Annotated in this window: 16 protein-coding genes and 1 tRNA gene; 7 read left to right on the top strand and 10 right to left on the bottom strand. The window is 42.1% G+C overall.

Features of this window, described 5'->3' with window-relative positions; genetic code table 11:
* Positions 1 to 219 precede the first annotated feature (219 nt).
* The 5 genes from AC1EKT_RS00725 (at position 220) to AC1EKT_RS00705 (ending at position 6,423) form a co-directional block, all read left to right on the top strand.
* Entirely contained in the window at positions 220 to 1,599 is a 1,380-nt protein-coding gene (locus tag AC1EKT_RS00725; RefSeq protein WP_415687973.1) for an alpha/beta hydrolase, read from the top strand.
* Between the two features lies 1 nt (position 1,600).
* Positions 1,601 to 4,264 carry a bifunctional lysylphosphatidylglycerol flippase/synthetase MprF gene (locus AC1EKT_RS00720; RefSeq protein ID WP_481615880.1) on the top strand — a complete coding sequence of 888 codons (2,664 nt, stop codon included), beginning with the start codon at positions 1,601 to 1,603 and terminating at the stop codon, positions 4,262 to 4,264.
* Positions 4,265 to 4,377: 113 nt separating this feature from the next.
* Complete coding sequence (gene purE / locus AC1EKT_RS00715; RefSeq protein ID WP_391496477.1) at positions 4,378 to 4,842, top strand: 5-(carboxyamino)imidazole ribonucleotide mutase; 465 nt, start codon at positions 4,378 to 4,380, stop codon at positions 4,840 to 4,842.
* On the top strand, positions 4,826 to 5,998 hold the full coding sequence (gene purK / locus AC1EKT_RS00710) for a 5-(carboxyamino)imidazole ribonucleotide synthase (protein ID WP_415683796.1): 1,173 nt from the start codon (positions 4,826 to 4,828) through the stop codon (positions 5,996 to 5,998). The genes purE and purK overlap by 17 nt, the downstream gene beginning before the upstream one ends.
* A gap of 20 nt (positions 5,999 to 6,018) precedes the next feature.
* Complete coding sequence (locus AC1EKT_RS00705; RefSeq protein WP_415683795.1) at positions 6,019 to 6,423, top strand: Fur family transcriptional regulator; 405 nt, start codon at positions 6,019 to 6,021, stop codon at positions 6,421 to 6,423.
* A gap of 1,619 nt (positions 6,424 to 8,042) precedes the next feature.
* On the opposite strand, the gene AC1EKT_RS00700 is transcribed toward AC1EKT_RS00705, so the two are convergent.
* Together AC1EKT_RS00700 and AC1EKT_RS00695 are read right to left on the bottom strand one after the other, a co-directional pair.
* Positions 8,043 to 8,115: transfer RNA gene (locus AC1EKT_RS00700), tRNA-Arg, on the bottom strand.
* Between the two features lie 79 nt (positions 8,116 to 8,194).
* A complete protein-coding gene (locus AC1EKT_RS00695; protein WP_415683794.1) occupies positions 8,195 to 9,388 on the bottom strand; it encodes an SLC13 family permease in 1,194 nt (397 codons plus the stop codon).
* 313 nt (positions 9,389 to 9,701) lie between these two features.
* Between AC1EKT_RS00695 and AC1EKT_RS00690 the strand changes: the two genes are divergently transcribed.
* Positions 9,702 to 11,396: an acetolactate synthase large subunit gene (locus tag AC1EKT_RS00690; protein ID WP_415687651.1), complete on the top strand. Its 1,695-nt coding sequence runs from the start codon at positions 9,702 to 9,704 to the stop codon at positions 11,394 to 11,396.
* Between the two features lie 580 nt (positions 11,397 to 11,976).
* Here the strand turns inward: AC1EKT_RS00690 and dnaG are convergent.
* Positions 11,977 to 14,118, bottom strand: coding sequence for a DNA primase (gene dnaG, locus AC1EKT_RS00685; RefSeq protein ID WP_481615878.1), 2,142 nt, complete (start codon positions 14,116 to 14,118; stop codon positions 11,977 to 11,979).
* 245 nt (positions 14,119 to 14,363) lie between these two features.
* Between dnaG and AC1EKT_RS00680 the strand changes: the two genes are divergently transcribed.
* Entirely contained in the window at positions 14,364 to 16,382 is a 2,019-nt protein-coding gene (locus AC1EKT_RS00680) for a PASTA domain-containing protein (protein WP_481615877.1), read from the top strand.
* A gap of 322 nt (positions 16,383 to 16,704) precedes the next feature.
* Here the strand turns inward: AC1EKT_RS00680 and AC1EKT_RS00675 are convergent, their stop codons facing one another.
* From AC1EKT_RS00675 to AC1EKT_RS00645, 7 genes are all read right to left on the bottom strand, one after another.
* Positions 16,705 to 18,516 (bottom strand): PASTA domain-containing protein, encoded by a 1,812-nt coding sequence (locus AC1EKT_RS00675; protein ID WP_481615876.1) that lies wholly within the window; start codon positions 18,514 to 18,516, stop codon positions 16,705 to 16,707.
* Positions 18,517 to 18,641: 125 nt separating this feature from the next.
* Complete coding sequence (locus AC1EKT_RS00670) at positions 18,642 to 19,925, bottom strand: deoxyguanosinetriphosphate triphosphohydrolase (RefSeq protein WP_481615875.1); 1,284 nt, start codon at positions 19,923 to 19,925, stop codon at positions 18,642 to 18,644.
* A 64-nt stretch (positions 19,926 to 19,989) separates the two neighbouring features.
* Positions 19,990 to 21,369 (bottom strand): alanine racemase, encoded by a 1,380-nt coding sequence (gene alr, locus AC1EKT_RS00665; RefSeq protein WP_481615874.1) that lies wholly within the window; start codon positions 21,367 to 21,369, stop codon positions 19,990 to 19,992.
* An 86-nt stretch (positions 21,370 to 21,455) separates the two neighbouring features.
* Positions 21,456 to 21,995, bottom strand: coding sequence for a GNAT family N-acetyltransferase (locus AC1EKT_RS00660; protein WP_415687873.1), 540 nt, complete (start codon positions 21,993 to 21,995; stop codon positions 21,456 to 21,458).
* 63 nt (positions 21,996 to 22,058) lie between these two features.
* Complete coding sequence (locus AC1EKT_RS00655; protein ID WP_004118906.1) at positions 22,059 to 22,553, bottom strand: S-ribosylhomocysteine lyase; 495 nt, start codon at positions 22,551 to 22,553, stop codon at positions 22,059 to 22,061.
* Positions 22,554 to 22,670: 117 nt separating this feature from the next.
* Positions 22,671 to 24,398 carry a nickel ABC transporter ATP-binding protein NikE gene (gene nikE, locus AC1EKT_RS00650; protein ID WP_481615873.1) on the bottom strand — a complete coding sequence of 576 codons (1,728 nt, stop codon included), beginning with the start codon at positions 24,396 to 24,398 and terminating at the stop codon, positions 22,671 to 22,673.
* Positions 24,395 to 25,279: an ABC transporter permease gene (locus tag AC1EKT_RS00645; protein WP_415683784.1), complete on the bottom strand. Its 885-nt coding sequence runs from the start codon at positions 25,277 to 25,279 to the stop codon at positions 24,395 to 24,397. The genes nikE and AC1EKT_RS00645 overlap by 4 nt, the downstream gene beginning before the upstream one ends.
* Positions 25,280 to 25,296: the final 17 nt, after the last annotated feature.

Genomic DNA, 25,296 nt, shown 5'->3' with positions numbered 1-25,296 from the left:
CATTTAAACAAAAAATAGAGATTCTAATACTTAGGACTGATTACAATATATGTTCCGATATTTATTATTTAAATAGAATAAATAATAAAAGATAAAACAAATATTGAGGAAAATTTCAGATACTAGCATTACATTACTAGGTTGGGCAAGTACTGTGCGTATATGTCGCTTAGATTAGTAACTGATACGCAATTAGACTAGGAAGTATAGGAGTCAAACATGCTGCAACTGGCAAAAGTGAGTCTTTTGCAAGGATGGCTACCAATAAGCCTTTTTAGTGTAAATGGTATTTCTTTAGTCTTGTTGCTTTTTATGAAAACAAAACGCGGCAAGAAAATGTTCCACTTACTAATACAGCTTGCAATAGGTGTAATAACATTTTTTGTCGGTGGAATAATTGCTTGGCTTATTTCCGACGTGTTTCTTGTATTCGGAGTAAGTCTTGGATGGCTCGTTATTTTTTCTATTGCATGCGGCTTTGGACTTATAGGTTTTGCAGTAACAGCACTCGTTTTCTTACACAAATGGAGGAAACTAGTTGCAGTAATAGCTATTATTTTGACATTACTAAGCACAGCTCTTCAAGTAGACATGATTTATGGAGAATACACGACAATAGGTTCAATATTTGGAATGGGCGGTTTTCCAAAATTAGAAGCTAATAGGCAAAAATCTGCATCACTTACTATTAAGCAGTGGCGAGAATTAGCAACACAACACAAACTGCCAAAACTTCCTAAAAAAGGTATTGTCCGTTCAGTTTATATCCCTAATACTGCTTCACATTTCAATGCCAGAATAGCAAACGTATACCTGCCACCTGCTGCACTTGTTAAAGATTCGCCAAAACTACCAGTTATGGTCATGTTTGCAGGACAACCTGGTAGCCCTAATCACTTTTTTGCAGCAAGCGATATTGCAAACACTTTAGACAATTACGCAAAAGATCACTACGGTCTTGCACCTATTGTTGTAGCTCCTGACCAAAATGGCGACTCTTCACATAATTCTCTGTGCGCAGATACTCATGTGTTCGGAAAAGCAGAAACATATTTAACTGATGATGTTCCTAAATGGATACACAAACATTTACCAGTAAGCAAAGATCCTAAAATGTGGCTTATGGGAGGCTTCTCACAAGGAGGAACTTGCTCAACGCAACTAGTTCCATCTCACCCTGATATATTTGGCAGCATTTTTTCCGCCGGAGGCGAACTAGCGCCAACATATAATAATCGCCAAGAAACAATAAATCGTTATTTCAATGGAAACGCATCAGAATACAATAGACACGTGCCTAGTACGATAATGCGTAAAAATGCTCCTTTGAAACAAAATTATTACGCTATTGCAGGCTCATGGGATACTAAATCTCAAGCAAATCAAGCAACTATCGCGCTAAGCGCACATCGCGCTGGAATGAACGTTATAACCATGCTTTCTCAAGGAACTGGTCATGATTGGCACACAGTAAAAGCCGGATTAAAAATAACAATTGATCAATTCTGCAAAAAGACAGGTATTTCAAGCACTGCACCAAAACTTAATACCTACCAAAATGTACAAATTCTTGTCAACCAGCAAGTGAATCGAGACTAATATGATGCTGTCTTTCTTTCATAAACGCTGTAAGAAAAATGATTCTAACTCTAAACATTCAATAATTCGTCATGCAAAAATATTGATGCACGACTTCATAATCTGGATGCAACATAAAGTTTTCGCATTAACTCTTACGTGCATTTTTATTATTATAAATTGCACATATTGGATTGTGTTAACGCTTATGCATTTTTACACTTATGGCACAAGCGCTACTCTTGCACAATTATTTATGCGGCATCATCGCTCTAAAGGTCCAAGCTTATTCTTCGGTCACGGAAACGTCACAGAGCTGCTGATAAAAATATGCCATTCGCTTATTTTCGTAAATAATATGCCATCTCTTATGGTTAATTGCTTACTTGTTGCAGTAATTATTGGCGTTGCAGAAACTCGTATAAGCAAACTTAATATTATTTATATTTCAATATTTTGCACAATAGTTGGCATGATTGTAGGACTGACAATCATAGGTAATCTTTCAATCATTATTCGAAACATGCATTGGATTACCAAAATTCCTATTCGACTATCTCCATTCACACTGTTTATTGGCGCTTTTATGGCTTCTGCATCTTACGAATCTATTTTGTGGCGCAGAAGAACTTTAGTAATTGGATATGCTATTACTTCAGCAATGCTTCTTTATAGTGGAAATCCAGGAGATTATTGCGCTATTATTGCAGCCCTTACAGGGCACATTATTGGCAATATTATGAGCAAAACAAAAGGCGTCAAACGAAATGTAAACTGGTGGGAAGGTACAGATTACGAAATTCGTAGACTTTTTGCAGTAGCTCAAAGCATTATTGCATTAGGTCCAGTGTTGGCATTATCTTCGCGCTCTCACGCAGGAATTCTTACTAATCTTGGCTTGTTTATGTCACCGCAACTAGGCTCTAAAACATGGCTTACGCGATGCATGACAAATTACAGCACAAATAATTGTTTCCTTCATTCAGGTCTACATCACGCTGCTATTGGAGGATTGTGGATTCGCATTCTATTACCAAGCATCACATTGATGATTGTTGCGTGGGGAATGTTACGAGGACGTAGACTAGCTGCATTAACTTCTATATTTATAAACGCACTAACTGTACTGTATGCAGGAATGTATTTCACTGTTTTGCCTTTAATTGCAACAAAACAAAATATTTTGGAACATCAACACAATGCTGTCGCTGTTGCTTTTATGCTTACAGCTCTCCCACCATTATTGCTTACTATTTTGTTGATAATTAATTTAAAGCATTTTTCTGTTCATACAAGCAAACTACAAGCGCGTTTGGGACTAATGGCAATTTTTATGGCATTGTACATAACTGGCGCCGGGTATGTTATTTTTGGTCTTACGATACCTGAAGACTTTACTCCATCTGCTGATATTTATCACTTATTGCGAGATTTACCAGGGCGCTGGATGCCTATGGGATTTGGAAACAGATCTAACGCAATGCTTCGCACTGAAACGCCTCTATCTTCTTTACTAGCGCAAAGCGTTGGCGTTATATTCTGGGCAATATTGTTTATTGTATGCTTTACATGGTTCCGTAGTAGCATCTCTACAAGCGAAAACGATAGAAGAAAAGCAAGCTCATTAGTAGAACTTGGCGGAAACACAATGAGCTTTATGACAACTTGGGCGAATAACCATTATTGGTTCTCTCAAAGCGGACAATCTGCAATAGCATATAGATTAAGTTACGGCATTGCGCTTACTCTTACAGAGCCTTTTGGAGATGAAAAAGAGTATTCGCAAGATATTCGAGGATTTATTAAATTATGCGAACAAAATTCGTGGTCTCCAGCATTCTATGCTGTTCACGATAAAACGCGTCAAGAACTAGAAAAACTTGGATTTACTTCTATTAAAGTCGGAACAGACATGCTAGTAGACCCTAATGTTTGGCAGACTCGAGGTAAAAAATGGCAAGATATTCGCACAGCTATAAACAAAGCAAAACGAGATGGAATTGCCGACGTACTTACAACATATAACGAAGCCTCTTGGGACATACAGCAACAAATTGTAGAAATTTCAGAAGAATGGGCAGAGTTAAAAGCTCTTCCAGAAATGAAATTTACTCTCGGCGGACTTGACGAACTTCAAGATAGCCGCGTCAAAATTTTATACGCTATTAATGAAGACGGCAGGGTACTTGGAGTAACTAGCTGGATGCCAACGTATAGGAATAATCGAATTATTGGTTGGACGCTTGATTTTATGCGTCACCGCACAGATAGTCCTAATGGGATTATGGAATTATTAATTGCTAGAATGGCAGAACGTTTAAGAGATGAAGGATTAGAAAACCCAGATTGCGCTGTAGAATTTATGAGCCTTTCTGCCGCACCTCTAGCTGGCATAAACGAAGACACGTTAAACGAAAATGGTCAAAAATCTTCTAATGTTATTAATCATGCACTAGAAATGATGTCTGACATTTTGGAACCAGCTTATGGATTCAAATCACTATATTTCTTCAAGAAAAAATTCCAACCATCCGCAAGTTCCGTATATGTTTGCTATATGGATTCTGCAAAATTAGCTCAGATTTCACTAGCTGTAACTCACGCTTATTTGCCGGAAGCTAATCCTAAACAAATACTAGAAATGGTGAAATCTTTGCGCCCAAAAAGTAGCGAAGCGAACAAATAATTTGTTAAGTTTTAGATAAACTTCGGCGAGTTCTCCCTAGTGTTGCGTAAAGTAACAAGTGCACGTCAGGGAGGTTCATCGTGTCAGAAGTAAAGCCAACCGTCGCTGTCGTAATGGGATCCTCAAGTGATTGGGAAACCATGCGTCATGCTTGTGAAATTCTAGATAAATTCCAAGTTCCGTATATGAAACGAGTTATTTCCGCACATCGCACACCAGAATTAATGGCAGATTTTGCGCATAATGCTCGCTCAAACGGTTTCAAAATTATTATTGCTGGAGCCGGCGGAGCTGCCCACTTGCCTGGCATGATTGCGGCACAAACCACGCTTCCTGTTATTGGCGTGCCAGTGCGCTCGCATGCGCTATCGGGCTGGGATTCATTGCTTTCAATAGTACAAATGCCAGGAGGTATTCCTGTTGCAACTACTGCAGTCGGAAACTCTGGAGCAACAAATGCTGGATTGCTTGCTGTAAGCATTTTAAGCACAACTGATAATCGTCTTGCTGAAGAACTAGCAGAATATCGCAATGATCTAAAAGAAAAAGTCGAGGAATCAAATGCCAACCTTATCTGAAGTCACTAATGGCGCTGTTGAACGTTTAATGCCAGGAGCCACTATTGGAATTATTGGCGGCGGTCAGTTGGGGCGCATGATGGCTATTGCAGCTCGCCATATGGGTTTTCGTATTGGTGTTCTCGATCCAACGCTTGACTGCCCTGTATTCCAAGTAGCAGATTTACAAGTTGAAGCTAATTATGACGATCCTGAAGGCTTGCGTGAGCTTGCAGAGCGTTGCGATGTATTAACTTACGAATTTGAAAATGTTAACGCAGATGCACTTGATAAAGTTCGTCATTTAACAGCAATTCCTCAAGGAACTGACTTGTTACGCGTAACTCAAGATCGCGTAAGCGAAAAAACGTTTATCAATAGTCATGAAATCGAAACAGCTCCATGGCGTGAAGTAAATAATTTAGACGATTTAGATGACGCTATTGACGAAATAGGCTTGCCGGCAATTCTTAAAACTCGTCGCGGCGGCTACGACGGTCACGGTCAAGATGTTTTGCGCACAGAAGAAGACGTTGCCAATATTCACCATCGTGCGGATCGCGGCGGAAAATTCCCTCCTTCGATTCTCGAAGGTTTCGTCGATTTTGCTTTCGAAGCGTCGATTCTGGTTTCCGGAAATGGCAAGGATTTCGTAACTTATCCTCTAGTAAAAAACGTGCATCACAATAGTATTTTGCACATGACTTTAGCTCCTGCAGTAGTTAATCCTGAAGTTGAAAAAACAGCTCACGAATTAGCTTTGCGCTTAGCTAAAGGATTCGAGCTGGCAGGAACGTTAGGAATTGAGCTTTTCATCACTAAAGATAATCGCGTAGTAGTAAACGAGCTTGCTCCTCGTCCTCACAATTCTGGGCATTATACGATTGAAGCTTGCGATATGGATCAATTCGAAGCGCATATTCGCGGTATTGTTGGATGGCCTTTAAAGAAGCCTAAGCTACTTTCTCCTGCTGTTATGGTAAATGTTCTTGGACAACATGTAGCTCCTACGCGTTCGCTGATTTTGGAACATCCAGAATGGCATATACACGATTATGGAAAAGCTGAAGTTCGTAAGAATCGCAAAATGGGTCATATTACTGTGCTATGCGATAATCCTGTTGAAGCAGCAGCTGCATTGGATGCAACAGGCTGCTGGGATGACGAACTAGACTAAAAACGACGAAAGGATGCGAAATGTCTAGTGAGCCTATGCATAGACATACAAAACAAAAGGAAATAGTACTCTCCTACTTACGCGAGTCTCGTAATTTTGTTTCTGCACAAGATTTGCACAGAATACTCGCCAAAGACGGGGAGATTGTTGGCTTAGCAACAGTGTATCGTCAACTTAATTCTTTAACTCAAAGCGGCAAAGTAGATACCGTGCGTTTTAAGGGACAGCAATTATTCCGTATTTGCGATGAAAATACTCATCACCATCATTTAGTGTGCGAACGTTGCGGGAAAACAGTCGACATTGAGCCGCCTGACGATGAGGGCTGGATTCATAAAGTAGCTGAATCTCACGGGTACACTGTTGTGGATCATACGCTAGAAGTATTCGGCTTATGCGAAAGCTGCCGCGAAGAAGATAAGTAACATCTGCTACATTTGCCGGAGAATCTCCTGCAAATATTCCTGTAGCTTTGCAATAGTGCTTCTTCTAACGGTGATTGCTTATTGCCTAGAGAACGCTAGCATTAGCACTGCTGCACAAGCCACACCAGACGCATCTACCACATCACAAAACAACGGTGGGTGAATTTACGAGTGTGAGATAGGAATTGCTTGAGTGGCACAAATATTCGTGTGGTAGAGATTTGAGATTTTTTGCACTGAGCGCGGCGAACGTCAGAGCCGCAGGCTGCTGATTCGCCAAGCGAAGAAGAAAAATCGAAAAATCTCTGCGATAAAACGAGGTTATTAATGGTTAGCACGCAGAGTTTGGGGGATTTCTCTACGAGCAATAAAAGAGGACTGAGGAAGCAACATTCCTTAAGAACAAAGCAGACAGCAAAACCTCTAACAGCCAAAGCGACGAAGGACGGGAACTTGCGAGGAGAGAAATCCCCCAAAACTCGCGCCACGGCAAGCAAGAGCGGGGCGCTGTCCTCATGGCTAATCTCCATTCGACTGAGCTTGCGTTGAAAGCACACAGTGCTTTCAACCCTAAGCAAGCTCGGCACTCCGAGTTGCTTTCGCGCGCTAAATCGCTGCGCTCAAGCAGGTCGTCAGCGCACACCAATCACAGCAGAATTACTAATGAACTACCACACGAACCTGCCCTGCCTTCGTCAATCGAGACGAAGGCAGACCTCGCTTGCGTTGAAAGCACACAGTGCTTTCAACCCTGAGCAAGCTCGGCACTCCGAGTTGCTTTCGCGCGCTAAATCGCTGCGCTCAAGCAGGTCGTCGCGCACGCAGTCAACCATCTGCACCAGTAACAAAAAACGACCAAAACTTTACAGCGGTGTAAAGAAACGGTCGCCTACGCGCGAAAAAACGGCAGAAACTTTACGCACGTGTAAAGAAAAAGCCGTTTGCGCACCTCAATCCGGCAGAAACTTTACAACCGCGCGCAGTTTATGCCGCTTCCCAGCCAGATTCCGACCAAAACTTTACAGCGGTGTAAAGAAAAAGTCGGCTACGCGCGAAAAAACGGCAGAAACTTTACAATCGCGCTGCTAGCGAATCGATACACGCGTTAAATATTTTTGCAGTCAATAGAAAATGTCGAAAACATCTTGCGATTATGTATTTTCGACAGTTTTGGCTTGCGTTTTGTTTATTCCACCAAACGATTTGGTATTTTCGACATTTTAGTAAGCTGCAAAAATCGTAGAAAACGCTTGGAACGCAGCGCTCAGGCAGGTCGTCAGCGCACACCAAACACAGCAGAATTACTAATGAACTACCACACAAACCTGCCCTGCCTTCGTCTCTACTGACGAAGGCAGACCTCGCTTGCGCTGAAAGCACACCGTGCTTTCAACCATAAGCAAGCTCGGCACTTTTAAAAAGCCCGAAATTCTTATAATTTCGGGCTTGGTAAAACACAAAACAAAAACCAAAAACAAACCAACAAGAACACCCTGCACGCGTCTTTAAGACGCGCGCAGACCTCGCTTGCGTGCAAAGCACACCGTGCTTTGCACCCCGAGCAAGCTCGGCACTCTGAAAAATCTTGAAATGCACTATGCTATTTCAAGATTTCATCGTGCCCCCGACGCGACTCGAACGCGCAACCAACGGATTAGAAGGCCGTTGCTCTATCCTTTGAGCTACAGAGGCAAACAAATGGTTATTATACCAAAAAACTACTATCAACGCGCCATAAAATTATAAATATCAAACGTTTACATAAAAATTATTATTCAATAATCCACGCAAGTGACATCAACACTGCAAGGAAGAACACATTGACAATAGTATACGTGAGCAAATAACGCCCACGGTAATGCGAATACTGGTGCGTAATTCCCTTATAAGAAATAAGCGAAGCCATAGAAGCAATCAAAGTACCCATTCCACCAAGATTCGTGCCAATGATAAGAAGCTTCCACTGGTCACAGAATCCAGAAAGCAGAATCGTCGTCGGCACGTTGCTAATAAATTGGCTTGAAGCAATAGAAACTTCCATCGGATGCGTGCCAACCCACATTTGCGCAAGATCACTAAATCCAGGAACTCGACGCATATTGCCAATAAAAACAAAGAACATAATAAACGTGAGCGGCAAAGCCCAATCCAAAACACGGAATACGTGACGGTCGCAAACAAGAAAAGCTGCAACCATAATAAGCACCATAATCCAGTCAGGAATCCAACCACTAACACCACACAAGCAAACAACAAACAGCAAACTATAAACAGTAACACGCCAGCGAGTAAAACTCATGCCATAGCCCATAACGCGAATTTCATCAGGCTGCGGATGACCATGCGAAGGAGCCAACACACTTTGCTCAATATCATCACCATGCAAACCTGCAAACTGGTCAACCGGGCGCGACTTAAAGAATACGAATGCAAATACAATCATCAACAGTGCTGCTGTAATCGTATAAGGAGCCATAATCTTCAAAAAATCTTGCGTAGACATATGAGTCAACGCCTTTAAATACAGATTGTGAGCATTGCCAATAGGAGTAAGCATACTTCCAACATTGGCACCAATGGTCATAAGCGTAATTACAAGAATTGACTGCTTTTCAGCATTCGCCATTACGAGCACAGATAATGCAAAAGGCACAAAAGTAACCAAAGCAACGTCGTTCGTAATCCACATTGATGAAAAGAATGTTAGCGACATAAGCACGAGCACCAAGCCGCGCTCAGTGCGCACATGCCTTAACAAACGCGCACCAATAGATCGAAACACACCAATGCGCTGGAATCCGCACACAACCATCATAAGACACACTAATTGCGAAATAGTGTTGACATGAATATAACTTAAATATTGCGGATCTGGAGGTACAAAAAAACAAGAAATAATTGCTAAAATTGCGGCAACAATAAGAATGGTTTCACACTTGACCAGATTCAACAGCCAGCGCTTCATCATTCCTCCGTAACGCAATAGACACAATGATTCTATTGTACTAGAAACCCAGTCCCACAATCGTGTTAAATTCCCGACAAAATCGTTGCAATAACAATAAATTAGCAAGTATTAATAGCGTGATTTAGCCTAAAGTAGCTAACACAAAATTCCGCCCTTTTTTATGACACGCGCATCGCAAAAAATTGCGTTTAAAGACAAGATTGCGTATATCATATTAAAACAAAGAATTTGTTGTCTACACAAGAAGCGAATTATGGCAGAAATAAACAAAACAGAAGATCAAAAGCTTGAACAAAAACTTGCTCGTCAAATGCATCTTCGTGAAAACCACAAGCGCAATACTGCAGATTTAGTTGTTGAATGCTTGGTAAACGAAGGCGTTGAAGTAGTATTCGGTATTCCAGGTGAGGAAAATATTCCGCTTCTTGAAGCAATTGAGCGCGATGGACGAATTCGTTTTGTGCTTACTCGCCACGAGCAGGGCGCCGGTTTTATGGCAGCAACATACGCTCATATTACTGGAAAACCGGGCGTATGCTTGGCAACTCTAGGTCCTGGCGCATTGAATTTAACGCTTCCTGTAGCTCAAGCAAACGCAAGCACTACACCGCTTGTAGCAATTTGCGCACAAGGTAACGTTTCTAGGCTTTATAAGGAATCTCACCAAATTATTGATTTGGTTGCGCTCTTCCAACCGATTACGCAATGGTCTTCTATGATGCTTGCTCCAGAATCTGCGCCGGAAATGGTTCGAAAAGCTTTCTCTATTGCCGGTCGCAACCGTCCGGGAGCCACGTGCCTTGTTATTCCGGAAGATATTAGCGAAATGCCGGCACCTGACGACGCAAAGCCTCTTCCACTGCCGCATCCTTTGCATATTATGCCAGCGCCAGACACTATTGAAGAAGCTGCGAAAATTATTAGTCAAGCAAAGCAACCTATTATTTTGGCTGGAAACGGCGTTGCGCGCTCTCACGCTGAGGATCAGCTTCTTGCGTTTGCTGAGCAGCTTAATGTGCCAGTTGCAACTACTTTCGAAGGTAAGGGCGTTTTCCCAGATAATCATCCGAATGCACTTGGCGTAGTCGGCTTCATGCATCGCGATTACGAGAACTTCGCGTTTGACACTGCTGATTTGATTATTGCTGTCGGCTTCTCAATTCAGCAGTTCGACCCGAAGAAAATCAACCCAAATATTGATAAAACTATTATTCACATCAATACTTTTGTGGAAGATACCGACGCGCACTACCCTACTGCGCTGAATATTATGGCAAATATTGGTCAAACGCTTAAAACTCTTACAGAAGTATTAAAGACACGCAACATCACTTTCGACGTAAGCCACCCACGTATTCGACAACTGCTTACGGAAGAATTACATTCTTGCGAAAACGACGAAAGTATGCCAATGAAACCACAGCGCGTAGTTTACGATATTCGCCGCGCTGTTCCTGAAGGCACGAAGGTACTTGTAGATACAGGCGCTTTGAAAATGTGGATGGCACGCTTGTACCCAACTATGCACCCGAATACTTGCATAATCGACAACAGTCTTTCAACTATGGCTTGGACGCTTCCTGGCGCTGTTGGAGCTTCGTTTATTCGCGATAATTCCGGCAAAATTAACACGAAACCGGTTTTGGCTGTGATGGGCGACGGAAGCTTTATGATGAACGTGCAGGAAATCGAAACTGCAGTGCGCGTTGGAAGCCGAATGGTAGTTCTTGTTTGGGAAGATAACGCGTACGGCTTAATTAAGTGGAAGATGGAACTTCACGCAGGCGAGCACGAGTACGTTGATTTCCATAATCCGGATGTGCCAAAACTTGCGGAAAGCTTCGGCGCGCGCGGTCACGTTGTTAAAAAGCCGGAGGATTTGTACAACATGCTTCGCTCGGCTTTGGAGCAGGAAAGCGGAGTGGACGTGATTTCTTGCCCAGTTGATTACAGCGAGAATATGAAGCTTATTGAAAAGCTCGGCGATATTGACTTTAGTAACTGAGTTTCAATAAATTTTTGCAAGCAAAAGGCCACGCAATCACACTAGATTACGTGGTCTTTTGTTTGTATTTTTAATACAGTTCATTTTACACTATTCAGTCGTGTGGATATTCGTGTGGTAGAGATTTGAGATTTTTTGCACTGATTGGATGCTTGCACGTTCATGAAGTTTTGCAGTTGTGCTCTGCAGACGCTGATTCCTGTTGATTAGCAACCACTAGTATTAGTGCTACTGCATATGCCACTCCAGACACTCTTCCTACCACACCAAAAACAATTGTGAGTGAATTAACGTGTGAGTGATAGGAATTGCTTGGTCGAGCAATATAAAAGCGGAACGATAGTAATAATCTCGTTGACGAATACTATTTTTGCAGAAAAAGTAAGTAAAAAACTAAACTTAACTACGCAACCGCTAAGTCCAAATAAGGTATAAGAGCGGAGCGCTGCGAGACAAGTAATTCCTATCACTCACCTTTGCGTAAAATAAAATCGCAAATAAAGAAATCCCCCAAAACTCGCGCAACAGCAAGCAAATCGTAAAATTAACTACAGTTTTGCACAAAATATTGCATTAAAGACTACATGATTTGCGATTGCAAGTTTTTGCGAGCCGCTTCCATTGAGGTGATTTTCCCCAGAAGCTCAAGCTTTTCCTGACCATCCTTAAGTTTCGCCATACGCGCTCTAGCAGCACCGATTCTACGCATATAGCCGATATCAAGAAGACGAATAAGCAGCTCGTTTGCATACTTACTTTCTGCACTCGTAGCTTTCCGCAAAAGATCTGAAGGAGATCCGTTTGAAACTTGCTGATTCTGTCGATTGCCGGTATCTTCTAACGAGTCTGAAGCTGCAGGAAGCGGCAACGGCATTACAGAAAGCTCTGTAATAACGGACTCAAGCAAAGGTCCTGCAGCTTTTGTCATCATGTGCAGCCACAATCCTTGCGAAACACTGCCAACCGGCAATCCACCTGCAGCTACAAATGCTTGAAACAGCGTACGAAATACTGGTGTAATAAAATTATTTAACGTTAATTTTGCAAATAACTGTTCGTTAAACGCAAGTGGAACTTGCAAAAGTAACGCCATAAATTGTTGTTCGCACATAAATACAGCATCATCCACACGATAATAATGCTGATTTTTAGCAGAACTTTTAATAATTTCCATGCGAGAAGCTTTAAAACCTGCATTACGATCGTCATTAATTTGCTGACCAAAAGGCGGAATAACGTTATGCTTTTGCGCATAAGCGTCGTCGTCATAAACTTTCAAACGTCTACGTGCAGACTCAACTTCATTGCGCATAACAGCTAAATCAACGCCAATTGAACGCACGGCTTTGCGCATATACAAGTCAAGCAGCGAACGGTCTCGAATTTGCGCAATAAGAGGAGCGACAGCCTTTATAGCGCCCATTTGACCAGTAGTGTACGAAGTTTCAAAACGATTAATTACTGTGTCAATAACGAAATCATATAGCGGACTTGCGTGCGCAACAAGCGAACGCACAGCTTCGTCACCGCGCTGAATACGCAAATCGCAAGGATCAAGATTATTGTCTGCTACAGCAACAAAAGTTTGCGTCAAAAACGCAGAATCCAAACCAAAAGCGTGTAGCGCAGCCTTCTGACCTGCAGCATCACCGTCGAAAGTAAAAACGATGCGCGAGCTTACAGACTGTCCATCCACCTTCAGTGGGCCAACAAGCTGAATTGCACCCAAAGAATCGTCTGCAATAAGGCGGCGCACAATTTTTGCATGCTCAACACCAAACGCAGTTCCGCAAGTTGCAACAGCAGTATCGACACCAGCCAAATGACATGCCATTACATCTGTGTAGCCTTCTACAATTACAACTTGACGTTTTTTTACAATATTTGCTTTAGCTAAGTCAATTCCGTACAAAACTTGCGTTTTTCGATACAGTGCAGTGTCAGGAGTGTTAATATATTTCGCGCTAATAGAGTCGTCGTCGTAAAGCTTTCTTGCACCAAAGCCAAGAGTTCGACCAGTCGAGTCGCGAATAGGCCAAGTTAAGCGACCGCGGAAATAATCATATATTCCGCGCTGACCGAGTCTGGCAAGTCCAGCGTCGAGAAGCTCTTGACGAGTAAAACCTTTATTCGCTAAGTATCTGACTAAATTATCCCAGCCTTTAGGCGCGTAACCGCAAGAAAAACGCGCACTTTGTTGCGGAGTAAAGTTTCGCCCTGCAAGTAATTCGCGCGCAGGAGCTGCCTCTTGAGTGCCGAGATTTGAAACGAAAAACTTTTGCGCTTCTTCATTTGCTTCTAAAAGCCTGGCTCGCTTAGAACCGCGCGCTTGAGAATCACTATTTTGCTCCTGCTTATAATGCATCTCAATGTGGTAACGATCTGCTAAAAACTCGACCGCTTCACGAAAATCAATATTCTCTTTTTGCTCAACGTACTTAAATACATCGCCGCCAGCGCCGCAACCAAAACAGTGCCACACTCCCAAGCTTGGTCGCACGCTAAAACTCGGTGTTTTTTCATCGTGGAATGGGCAAAGACCTACAAAAGTGCCAGTTCCGGAAGGCTTAAGCGTCACTGTTGCAGACACAATGTCATACAAATCTGCCGCAGCGCGCACGCGCTCAATGTCTTCTTTCACAATCATTCCAACCATGCTATCTAGCTTATCGCAAATCTGCGGCGAGTGGTATTGCGCACATAACTTTAGTGTTTTCTGCACAACAAAACCGTCGAAAACACAAAATCATTTGGTGAAATAAACGAAACGCACGACGAAACCGTCGAAAACACCAAACCATTTGATGAAATAAACAAAACGCGCGACGAAACCGTCGAAAACACAAAATCATTTGATGAAATCGACTTCTATATTGACTACAAATTATTTAATACGGATGTAATATACAAGTAGGTGTTTATTATCCGGAAAAATAGAGATTTTAGAAAGATTGTAAGAGGGATAGTATGTTTTGCGAGAATTGCGGAAGCAAAATTAATGCAGGAGACAAGTTCTGCAATTTGTGCGGAAGCACTGTTGAAAGTTATACATATACTCAACAAGCTCAGAAAGCGCAGTCGACTCAACCAGCCCAATCAGCTCAAAAAGCGCAACCAACCCAACCAACCCAACCAACCCAACCAACTCAGCCAACTCAACCAGCTCAACAGACCATACCAGTTCAGCCAGCCCAACCAACCCAACCAACCCAACCAACCCAACCAACCCAACCAACTCAGCCAACTCGACCAGCTCAACAGACCATACCAGTTCAGCCAGTCCAACCAACTCAACCAATTCAACCAGCTCAACCAGTCCAAACTAAACAACAATCACAACAATCTTCGCAATTACCTCTACCCCAACAAAATAAAACTTTTGAAAATCAAAAAACTAACAATAAACCAAATAAGCATAGCAAAAAAATTGCAATCATCATCACTAGCATCGTGCTGTCAGTAGTGCTTGTGTTAGCTGGAACAGTTTGGTATTTCGCCAAAAATATTTCTTTAACTTCTATAGGATTAAATTCAAATCCAGGAGTAATTCCCAAAGCAAAAGTTGGAGACAATGCGGATAATATTGCAAAAACACTGGAAAATAACGGTTTCCGCACGAAAGTTATAGACGAGTTTAGTTCTAAAAAACAGGGAAGTTTCCTTCGATATGTGAATATTAAGCCAGGTTCACACAAGTCTACTAGCACGGTTGTGAAGATTTTAAGATCTAAAGGTCCTGGCGTTCCAGCGAAAGGCGTTGTTGGCGCAAGTTTAGACGAAGCCAAAAAAATCGTGAAGTCGATGGGTGTTCCAGTAAGGCTGCATCACGTTCCTTCAACCGATGCCGCAGCCGGCAAGATCGTTGCGTCTAACCCGATGCCTGGAAACGCTGTTGGTAAAGACGGCGTGATTCATGTTGCTATCGGCGAAAAACGCGATGGCGTGCCAGTTGATTTGTTTGGATTAGATAAAGACAAAGCCAAGGACATGCTATCTTCTAAGCCTTTCGTAGTTAACCTTCGCCCGAAGTTCTCGTCGCCAAAATATTTCGGCAAAATTGTTGGCGCTTACCCAGCTTTGGGAACTAAAGGCAAGCCTAAAGCCGTAACGCTTTACTATGGCGTCGACGCATCCAAGACTAGGGATGTTGTAACTGAGCCAATGCATCTCGAAGACAAAACGGCTTATCTTGTAACTCGAGCTGGTTCTTTTATAGGCAAATGGTGCACGAAGAGCGGTAAATGTATAAATCTTATTCCTCGTCTTTATAAAAATGAGAAAAAGTGGGAAAGCGACGAAAAAAGTATTGCAGAACTTATACCTGCAGATATTGCAGATAAAAACGGTAGAATACCTGACGAAGACAACAAAGGTTATATAAATACGAAAGGTGTTCTTGAACTAAATTCAGGAGGTCAAGATCCAACTGATCGCGCTATATTCGATAAGAATATTCCAGATAGTGAATTTATGAGGAACCATCTTATTTCTGGCGATACTGGTGCAGTTGAACTGTATTCTGGTGGAGGAGTTATAGAATGCGGCGGTGAGGATACTTTTATTTGGGGTGCTGGATTCACGTGTGTGAACGGAAAATATGTTCAGTTTCCAGATAACAATCCAGAAGAATATGACAGAATTCATAATGAACCAGGCTACGACCTAGGCTACTACTACACTATGCGAGATTTTATGGTAATCGTGCCAGTTGGAGCGAAGTTCGACAAGCTTGTAAATAGTGGATATTTTGTTGGAAAGCCTACACACAAGCCGGATTTAAAGCGTCCGTTTATTTTGCGCAGAGATCCTAAGCTATACAAAGAAACTCGCAGGAACCAGAAACCAGGAAGTGATTGGGTTAATCCTTTTGTGCCTACGGAGCGTAGTCGAGCAGTTCCGTTCGCACCAGCACCGGACGATTCAAACGCGTACTATCTTGTGGAGGAGCCTTTCGACTGGGACGATTACCCTAGCGAATCGTTGTAAAACGTACTTATCGTGTCTACTTTACTTGGTATTAGAACGCTTTTATACAAATTACGTCGAAAACACATAATCATTTGGTGAAACCGACAGAATACGCGACGAAACCGTCGAAAACACCAAACCATTTGGTGAAACCGACAGAATACGCAACAAAACCGTCGAAAACACCAAACCACTTGGTGAAATAAACGAAACGCGCGACAAAACTGTCGAAAACACCAAATCAACCGATAATATCGACAAAGTACGCTACGAAATCAGCGGAAGATGCACAAAGCGCAAACAGTTGCGCAAGCCGCATCTTCCGCAATCTTTTGCTACTTTACAATTCCCTATCTTTAAGGAACCACCAATCAAACGGCTTCTCAACTAGGTAGTAAACGTTTGAATCATCCGGAGCTGGAGCAAAAGGTACAGGCTTATTAAATTCAGTTGGGACAAATGGATTATGCCTCATATCTCCATCTTTTGAAACAACTGTTAGTTCTGATTTACTGTAATATTTAGGATCTCTGCGCAAAATAAACGGACGATCCATATCCGGTTTAGTCTTGCCTTTGCCTTTAAAGAATCCGCTTGCTTCTAGTTCGTCGAGCTTTGCGTTAACAGGAACAAGCACAAAATACGCGCGCATCTTATACGTTATTCCCTTATTTGCTCCGGGTACATCAATAAAATTATTGCGAGAATAATCTGGATAATTACGATCTAAATCTTGGTAATCTTGGAATTTTCCGTTTACACATAATCCTGAATGCACATCGTATATTGTATTGCCACAATAAGGATCACCGCCATCACGGAATATATCAACCATTCCCGTGTCGCCAAATAGCAACGTATTTTGCATAGGAAGTGAATTATGTTTTTCATCGTCGTAAACTTTGATTGCGCTTCCTGAGAGGTTTTGAGTAAACTGCCACATTCCAAAACTGTGATAATACTGTGTCTTATCGTCGTTAACTAAATCATCCATAGCATGTGGCCCGTGAAGACGTAGTGAATTGTTTTTTTCTGGATCGTCGCGGTCCATGGCATTTCCAGATTCAAACTCTAAGCAATCTCCTGATTTAGTGCACCATTTTCCAACAAACGGTGTAAGTGTTGATACTTCAACTGTAGTGAAATTCTCGCTATAGTACTTTTTTGAAGTAAACATTTTTTTCGTTTCAGAAGCATCAGCGCCATAATAAAGCGTTAGGTCGGTATCTCCACTATATGATTGCCCTAATCCAGGATAAGATCCAACAATTTTGCCTAAGTGTTTTCGAGATGAATACTTTGGTACGAGTCTAACTTTGAATCCTTCATCAGACATCATTTTGTAAGCTTCATCTTTATCTTTGTCGAATAATTCAACAGGAATAGACTTGCCGCTGTCAGGATATTTATCTTCTTCGCCAACGCCTATGAAAATTTCTTTATTTTCATCTAAAGGCTCTCCTGGCATTGGGTTAGTTGCGGCGATTTTTCCAGGATGAAGTGAGGCTACTTTGTAAACTTTTACTGGAACTCCCATTGATTTTAATAGTGGCGCCGCTTCTTCAACAGTTTTTCCGATTACTCCCTTTGCTGGCACGCCAGGCCCCTTGGATTCAACGACCGTTACAACGCGATCCCCGTGAATAACTTGCCCAGGTTTTACGTTTTGATATCGTGCAAAATTACCTGGCTTGCTTCCTCCGAAATCTTTTATTACGTGAGTTTCAATACCTTTTTCTTGCAATTCACGCACAACATCTTGCGCGGATTGTGAAGTTTTGGCTTTAGGTACGACTATGCGATCAGTTGGCGATGCTTTATGAAAATGCGGAAAAGCAAAGAAGAAGATTGCTGCAGCAATAATTGCAACCGCTGCTATAACGCATGCGCTTATAATAATTAGTTTGCGATTTTTTATAAGCGGAGTTGCATATTCAGGCTGAGCTATTTGAATTCCGGGCTGCATTACTTCCGTAGGCTGCTCTACTCCAGTAGGCTGCATCACTTCAGTAGGCTGCTCTACTCCAGTAGGATGCATCACTTCCGTAGGCTGCGATTGTTCAACATTATTACTGTATGAAACAGAAGCCCCACAGTTACCGCAGAATTTTTCTCCAGGAATAATATTATTCCCGCAATTTGCACAAAACATTCTCAACCTTCTTCGCACAATTTAGTCTTTACAACAAATCTACACTCACAGCTCACCCAAAACAAAGCACTTAGCAAAAGCACCTAACACAAAGCACCTAGAACAAAGCAACTAGAACAAAGCAACTAGCACAAAGCCGCGTGAAGAGTTGTAGCAGAACCGTCTGTAAGACTTGCAACCTGGTCGATTGCAACGCGAAGACGCTCATCATCGTTAGTGCACTCGTTCCAATCTCCCACGAATACTTCCTCCATTGCATCGTGCGAACGCGGCGACTTGCTCATAAATACTTCTACTAAATCCGTCAAAATCTTCTGTTCACGCTTATAAACCTCACGCTCGCGAGGAGCGATTATAAAGTGCACAGCTAAGCTTTTCAGCATCACAATTTCGTAGGAAGTATTTTCCGGAATCACAAGGTTTGCGCGGTAGCGAACAAGCGGACCTTTGCCATAACGCTCACGCGTAGCGTGCTCAACAGAGCTTGCAAAACGACCAATAAGAGCACTAGTAATATTTTTCAACTGCGCTAGTGCTCGACGAGAACCGTCGAAAGAATTAGGAAACATGTGAAGCGAGCGCAAACGTTGCAAAGCATCCAAAAGTTTATCTACATCCCAACGCTCACCATACCATGCATGGGTTTCTTCAATAACTTCATCTACAACTTTTGAATCTGCAACTAAAGCCGGATTAAAAGCGCCGGTTACAATCGCATCCTCAATATCGTGCACACTGTAAGCAATGTCGTCTGAAAGATCCATTATTTGACATTCCATTGGTTTTGCTTCGCGTGGAGCACCAATTTTCAGCCATTCAAACACATCTCGATCATCCGGATACACGCAGAATTTAAGATCGCGCTCGCCTTTATCGTGCGCTTTTGCTTCTTCTAATCCCCACGGATACTTCACTGCAGCATCTAATGCTGCGCGCGTAAGATTTACTCCTGCACTACTGCCGTTTTCACGAAAAACTTTCGGTTCCAAGCGCGTAAGTAAGCGAAGAGTTTGCGCGTTTCCTTCAAATCCACCAATATTTTTCGCTAATTCTGCGAGCGCGCGTTCCCCGTTATGGCCAAATGGTGGGTGTCCTAAGTCATGCGATAAGCAAGCGCAATCAACAACATCCGGATCGCATCCAAGCATTGCTGCAATTTGCCTACCAATTTGCGCAACTTCCAAAGTATGTGTCAAACGAGTGCGAGCAAAATCATCCGAACCTGCAACTAAAACCTGGCTTTTTGCACCCAATCGACGAAGAGCAGACGAGTGTATGATTCGCGCGCGATCTCTCTCAAAAGGCGTTCTCGCACGAGTGTGATGAGGCTCACTCGCCCAACGCTCAGTGTCGTGCAAATCGTATTCGCCAACGACCTCATTATCTGATGCAATTACTTCGTCGCACATACAACACCTCTTTTATTTGCAATTAAGGCTATTATTAACCTTCTAAAAACCAAGCAGTAACAAGCTATATAAGACTTTTTGCGTCCAATTTTGCAATATCGCTAGAAGATAGCACTTCGTAAGCGTTGCGGTAAAGGCGCGGCACGCGAGGCCCGATTCCAGTCATGATTTCGTAGCTGATTGTTCCTGCAGCTTCTGCCCAATCGTCTGCAGTAGGCTCAGCAAATTCCACGCCTCTTCCAGGTCCAAAAAGCGTTACACTATCGCCTTCTCGAACGCCTAACTCTGAAGCATCGCCTTTTAAATCAACTATGAACTGATCCATGCAAACTCGCCCAGAAACGTTCAAAATTCGCGCACCTTTATTGGTTTCTACTCTAACTGGTCCGCCCTGCTTATCAACATGACGAGCACCTTGCATATCAAATCCGGAAGCAGAACGCAAAATTCCGTCAGCGTAACCAAGCGGAACAATAGCAGTACTCGTATTATTTGGAGTTAAATACGTGCGCCCGTAGGAAATTCCATGCCCTTCTTCTACAGCTTTTACAGTGCCAAGTTGCGCTTGAAGCGTCATAGCTGGTTGCAACCCATAAGTTTGCGAATCCCCCATTGCAGGATCCGGCTCGTATCCGTACAAACCAATTCCTGGTCGAACGAGTTCAAAACGAATTTCAGGACGGTTAAGCGTTGCAGCAGTATTCGCTAAATGGCGGATTTTAGGAGCAACCGATGCTTCTTTCATGCGTTTCGTAAACTCGTGGAATTGTTGGATTTGACGGTCGGTTGCATCTACAAATTCCGGAACGTCAGGAGAATCTGCCACTGCCAAGTGACTCCATTGACCAATAACCTCAATCACGCCTTCGTTAGAGTATTGTTGCAATTTTTCTAAAGCGGCACTAAAACCTTCTGGAGTGAAACCGTTTCGTCCAAAACCAGTATCGACTTTTACGTGCACGCGCGCATGTTTACCTAACTTTCGTGCAGCAAAAGCTACAGCATTAAGCGAGTCAATAGAGCCTACTGAAATATCGATATTCTCTGTAATTAGATCTGCAAATCTCGTAGTTGGAGCGCTAGTAAGCCAAGTGAGGATATGACAACGGCTGGAATCAATACCTGCTGCACGCAAACGTAACGCTTCGTACGGTTGAGCTGTACCAAGCCAAGTAGCGCCTCCAGCTAAAGCCGCGAGCGCACTAGGAATAAGCCCGTGACCGTATCCGTCTGCTTTTACGACTCCCATAACTTCCGGAGCATTCTGACCAGGCTGCAAATCTTTACTAACTCGCGCAACCAAAGTGCGCATATTGTCTCGAAGCGCCTTCAAATCGACAATTACCTGCCCAGGGTATACGCTTAACGCGCGAGCATAGTTTGCTTCTAACATTGCCACATTACTTGCACTATTACTTGCCGCATTACTTAAATCTGTACTCATAACTCACCTAACCGATTTAGTATGCTTTTAATGCTACATGCTCTTTTGCATACTCTCTATAAGCTTTTTAAGAACACATACGCATTTCATATGACATGATTAAGCGTTTGCAACCATTGGTATGCAATACGTACTGCACTGTGTGCGCGATCTGGAATAACGACCAACCCACAACGACTAAAACCTGCACGCGTAATTACTTTTTGCATAATCACGTTATCTGGATGCGTGTCAATGCGCACATTATTATAGTTTTCTTGCACCCAATGCAAGCACGCTGTTGCCATTTTTGGTTTTATTCCTGAAGACGCTAAGCGGTGAATTGTTACATAAGGAGAAATATCATCAAGCCACGCACCGTCAATACTGGCATACACTTCATCAACACCTTCGCATAATGCGAATTGCGCTAGAATACGCTCGTTATGCGATTCTGGATCCTCGTCAACAATCAAATAGAAACGTTTTAAACGAATATCCTCAATAACACTTGAAACAAGTGGAAAACTATTCCCCCACTGATGAGGATTGCCTGTAACACGCATAAATTTGCGAGCATTTTCATAAATATGCTCAATATTTCGCAAGTCACCAAGAGTTGCTTTTCTTAATGTTATATCTTCCATGCCAACCTCTAAAAGAAACCAAATAAAACTACGCAAAATTACGCAAAACTAGCTAATTATTACTTACACAAGTTTGCGCTCAAAAGGATCCGAGCTAATTCCCTTCGCTAGAATATCTTTACACCATTGACTAGCACCAAATAAACTGTGGTCTCTATAGTTGCCGCAAGATTCAATAGTTGTTGCAGGAACATCATCCCAGGTGGCATTAAACGCAATAAACTCAAGAGATTCCTTTAAAGCGCGCGCCACATCTTCTGTGCTGTGTTCACCCCAAGTTAGCAGATGAAAACCAGTTCTGCAACCAAAAGGCGAGCAATCAATATAGCCATCAATGCGCTCGCGAAGTAACACTGCAATCATATGCTCAATTGTGTGCAAAGCTGCAGTAGGAATCGCTTCCTCATTAGGCTGCGTTAAACGAATATCATAGTTGGAAATAACATCCCCATTGGGACCTTTTTGCGTATTGATATAGCGCACATAAGGTGCTTTCACTTTAGTATGATCTAGTTCAAAACTTTCTGGTCTAGGTCTAGACGCATCCTGCTTATTCATAATTATTCCCTTCACTTAACTACACAATAAACAACGTACTCTTTAACGTACTGATTACTTCTATAGTAGACGGTAGTTGCCTAATTAGTTGAAAGATTTATTAGTTGAAAGATTTATTTACATGATTGCTGCGTTTACAAGAGCACGAGTGTAGTCATTTTGTGGATTATTGAGCACATCATTTACACTGCCACATTCCACAACTTTTCCTTCATTAAGAACAATAACTCGCGTTGCTAAATGCCGAATCATACCCAAATCATGACTTACAAATATGCATGACATATTTTTACGCTCAGAGCGAATGGACGCAAAAGCGTCTAAAATGCGAGTTCTTTCAGCAACGTCAATTGCACTCATAGGCTCATCAGCAAGCAAAACTCGAGGATTATTGATTAATGCGCGAGCAATACAAACACATTGCGCTTGACCGCCAGAAAGCTCATGAGGGTGACGTTCCAAAAAATCTTCAGGTTTTAAGCCTACTAATTTCAGCATTTCACAAACACGCTGTTCAATAGTTGCATCGTCTAATTTAAGCGATTTTCGCCATATTCTAAGAGGCTCAGCAACGCTTTTTTGAACTGTCCAGCGTGGGTCTAATGCAGCAAACGGATGCTGAAATACAAGCGACGATTCGCGTCTCATAAGCGTACAAGCATTTTTATTTACTTCTAATAAATTTGCATTATTTACGATTTCACCGCAATAAGTAACGTTTCCTTCGCAAAGAGTTTCAAGCCCCAGCATAGCGCGTATAAGAGTTGTTTTGCCGGAGCCAGATCCGCCAATAATCGCCAAAGATTCGCCAATATTAAGATTTAAATCTACACCGCTTAACACTTCAGCACGAGTTTTTGCGCGACCTAAAGTAACGTGAATATTTTTTGCATTTATAAGCGAATTTTCTTCACTGTTGCCAATATGGGAATTAAATTCCTTAAAATCAGCGTTTTCAGAATCAACGTTTACAGAACCAGTATTTACAGAACCAGTATTTACAAAATCAGTATTTGCAGAATCCAAATTTGCAGAATCCAAATTTGCAGAATCCAAATTTTTAGATCCCAAATTTTGCGCTCTAAAAGTCAACTTTTTAGCAGCGCTCACTAATTGCTTAGTCGAAGAAATACGCGGATTATCAAGCAAATTCTTAACATTTTCGCTATCGACCACACGCCCAGAATCGAGCACATAGCAACGATTAGCAGCATGCGAAAGCACAGAAAAATCGTGCGTTACAAAAAGCATTGAAGCGCCCATATCATCTACGAGTGAAGCAAGCATTCGCACAACTTCACTTTGCGTAACCGAGTCAAGCGCAGTAGTAGGCTCATCAGCCAAAATTAAACGCGGAGAGGTAATCAAAGCTGTAGCAATACCAACTCGCTGCTGTTGGCCTCCAGAAAGCTCAAATGTGCGTTTAGATGCGAGATTTTTCGACAACCCTACTTTTTCAAGCATAATGCATACTCGATTGTGAATATCGTCATCGTCTAGATTGTAATGTATTCGCAAAGGCAAAGAAATTTGTTTTTCAACGCTTAACATTGGATTAAGCGCTCTATTAGCTTGCTGAAATACTACACCAACGTATTTTCCGCGAATAGAAGCTAAATTTTCATCTTTTGCTTTAACTGTTTGAAGATTGCCAAGCATACAAGAGCCTGAAATTTCAGCATTTGACGGCAATAATCCAGTTATAGCTCGAATTAGCATAGATTTGCCAGAGCCAGAAGAACCAACTAAGCCAACACGCTCACCGTCAGAAATCTCAATTGATACGTTGTCAAGAATTAGTTTTCCGCCAAGTTTTAGCGTGAGATTTTGAATATTTAAGCTCATTTTTCCCCTACTTTATTCGCACTTTTTGATGAAGGATCTAAAACTTTGCGCAATACGTCACCAAAAAGATTAAGAGCAACAACAACCACAGTCACAATCAAACCTGGCCAGACAACCGATAAAGGATTTACGTGAATTAACGAAACAGAAGTAGCCAACACGCGCCCCCAGCTAGGAACTCCAGCAGGAACTCCAATACCCAAGTATGTTAAGCCGCTTTCAGCCAAAATAACAGTTCCTGCAGAAAGAGAAAGCTCGACAAAAGCAACAGGAATAATATTTGGTAAAACATGATGAATAAGAACATATTTACGCGAGGAACCTTGCAAAACAGCTGAAGTCACATAATCAGATTGCAACGCAAGCTGCGCACTTGGCCGTACAATACGTGCTAAATTCAAGCCATAGCCAGTTCCACAAGCAATAACAATCACAACAACACTAGCTCCAAACGGAACTGCAAGCATAAGCGCAATTAAAACAGTTGGAATAGAAATCAATGCGTCAACAGACATAATGCTTATTGTGCGAACAATTTGTGAACTAGAAATCATAAAGCTCAAAACAATAAACCCAACACAAGCAGCAACTAGAACAGTAGAAAAAACGAGAATCAGCTCAATTCTTGAACCTGCCATAAGCCAACTAAGCATATCTGAACCAGTGCCGTCCGTGCCAAGCCAATGCGAAAAAGACGGCTTCTGCCATACTTTAAAACCGTTAGTTTCTAAAAGTGAATACGGAGTCCATAAAAGCGAAAGCAAAGCAACAAAAAACCATATTGCAAACGTTAAACACACAAATTTACCGAAAGTAGCATTCCATACGCGCTTAAATAAAGTAGATTTTACTTTGATACTTTTTTTAGACATATTGCACATAAAAACTCACCTTATTC

The sequence above is a fragment of the Bifidobacterium sp. C0047B3 genome (assembly GCF_056590535.1).
The sequence above is the reverse complement of the archived record's forward strand: the minus strand, read 5'-3'. Positions and strand labels throughout refer to the sequence as shown.

What these genes read in the sequence shown, in the direction of transcription:
- AC1EKT_RS00725 (WP_415687973.1), top strand. Translation starts at nt 220, where the DNA reads ATGCTGCAACTGGCAAAAGTGAGTCTTTTGCAAGGATGGCTACCAATA.
- AC1EKT_RS00720 (WP_481615880.1), top strand. Translation starts at nt 1,601, where the DNA reads ATGATGCTGTCTTTCTTTCATAAACGCTGTAAGAAAAATGATTCTAAC.
- purE (WP_391496477.1), top strand. Translation starts at nt 4,378, where the DNA reads ATGGGATCCTCAAGTGATTGGGAAACCATGCGTCATGCTTGTGAAATT.
- purK (WP_415683796.1), top strand. Translation starts at nt 4,826, where the DNA reads ATGCCAACCTTATCTGAAGTCACTAATGGCGCTGTTGAACGTTTAATG.
- AC1EKT_RS00705 (WP_415683795.1), top strand. Translation starts at nt 6,019, where the DNA reads ATGTCTAGTGAGCCTATGCATAGACATACAAAACAAAAGGAAATAGTA.
- AC1EKT_RS00695 (WP_415683794.1), bottom strand. Translation starts at nt 9,388, where the DNA reads ATGAAGCGCTGGCTGTTGAATCTGGTCAAGTGTGAAACCATTCTTATT.
- AC1EKT_RS00690 (WP_415687651.1), top strand. Translation starts at nt 9,702, where the DNA reads ATGCATCTTCGTGAAAACCACAAGCGCAATACTGCAGATTTAGTTGTT.
- AC1EKT_RS00680 (WP_481615877.1), top strand. Translation starts at nt 14,364, where the DNA reads ATGTTTTGCGAGAATTGCGGAAGCAAAATTAATGCAGGAGACAAGTTC.
- AC1EKT_RS00675 (WP_481615876.1), bottom strand. Translation starts at nt 18,516, where the DNA reads ATGTTTTGTGCAAATTGCGGGAATAATATTATTCCTGGAGAAAAATTC.
- AC1EKT_RS00670 (WP_481615875.1), bottom strand. Translation starts at nt 19,925, where the DNA reads ATGTGCGACGAAGTAATTGCATCAGATAATGAGGTCGTTGGCGAATAC.
- alr (WP_481615874.1), bottom strand. Translation starts at nt 21,369, where the DNA reads ATGAGTACAGATTTAAGTAATGCGGCAAGTAATAGTGCAAGTAATGTG.
- AC1EKT_RS00660 (WP_415687873.1), bottom strand. Translation starts at nt 21,995, where the DNA reads ATGGAAGATATAACATTAAGAAAAGCAACTCTTGGTGACTTGCGAAAT.
- AC1EKT_RS00655 (WP_004118906.1), bottom strand. Translation starts at nt 22,553, where the DNA reads ATGAATAAGCAGGATGCGTCTAGACCTAGACCAGAAAGTTTTGAACTA.
- nikE (WP_481615873.1), bottom strand. Translation starts at nt 24,398, where the DNA reads ATGAGCTTAAATATTCAAAATCTCACGCTAAAACTTGGCGGAAAACTA.
- AC1EKT_RS00645 (WP_415683784.1), bottom strand. Translation starts at nt 25,279, where the DNA reads ATGTGCAATATGTCTAAAAAAAGTATCAAAGTAAAATCTACTTTATTT.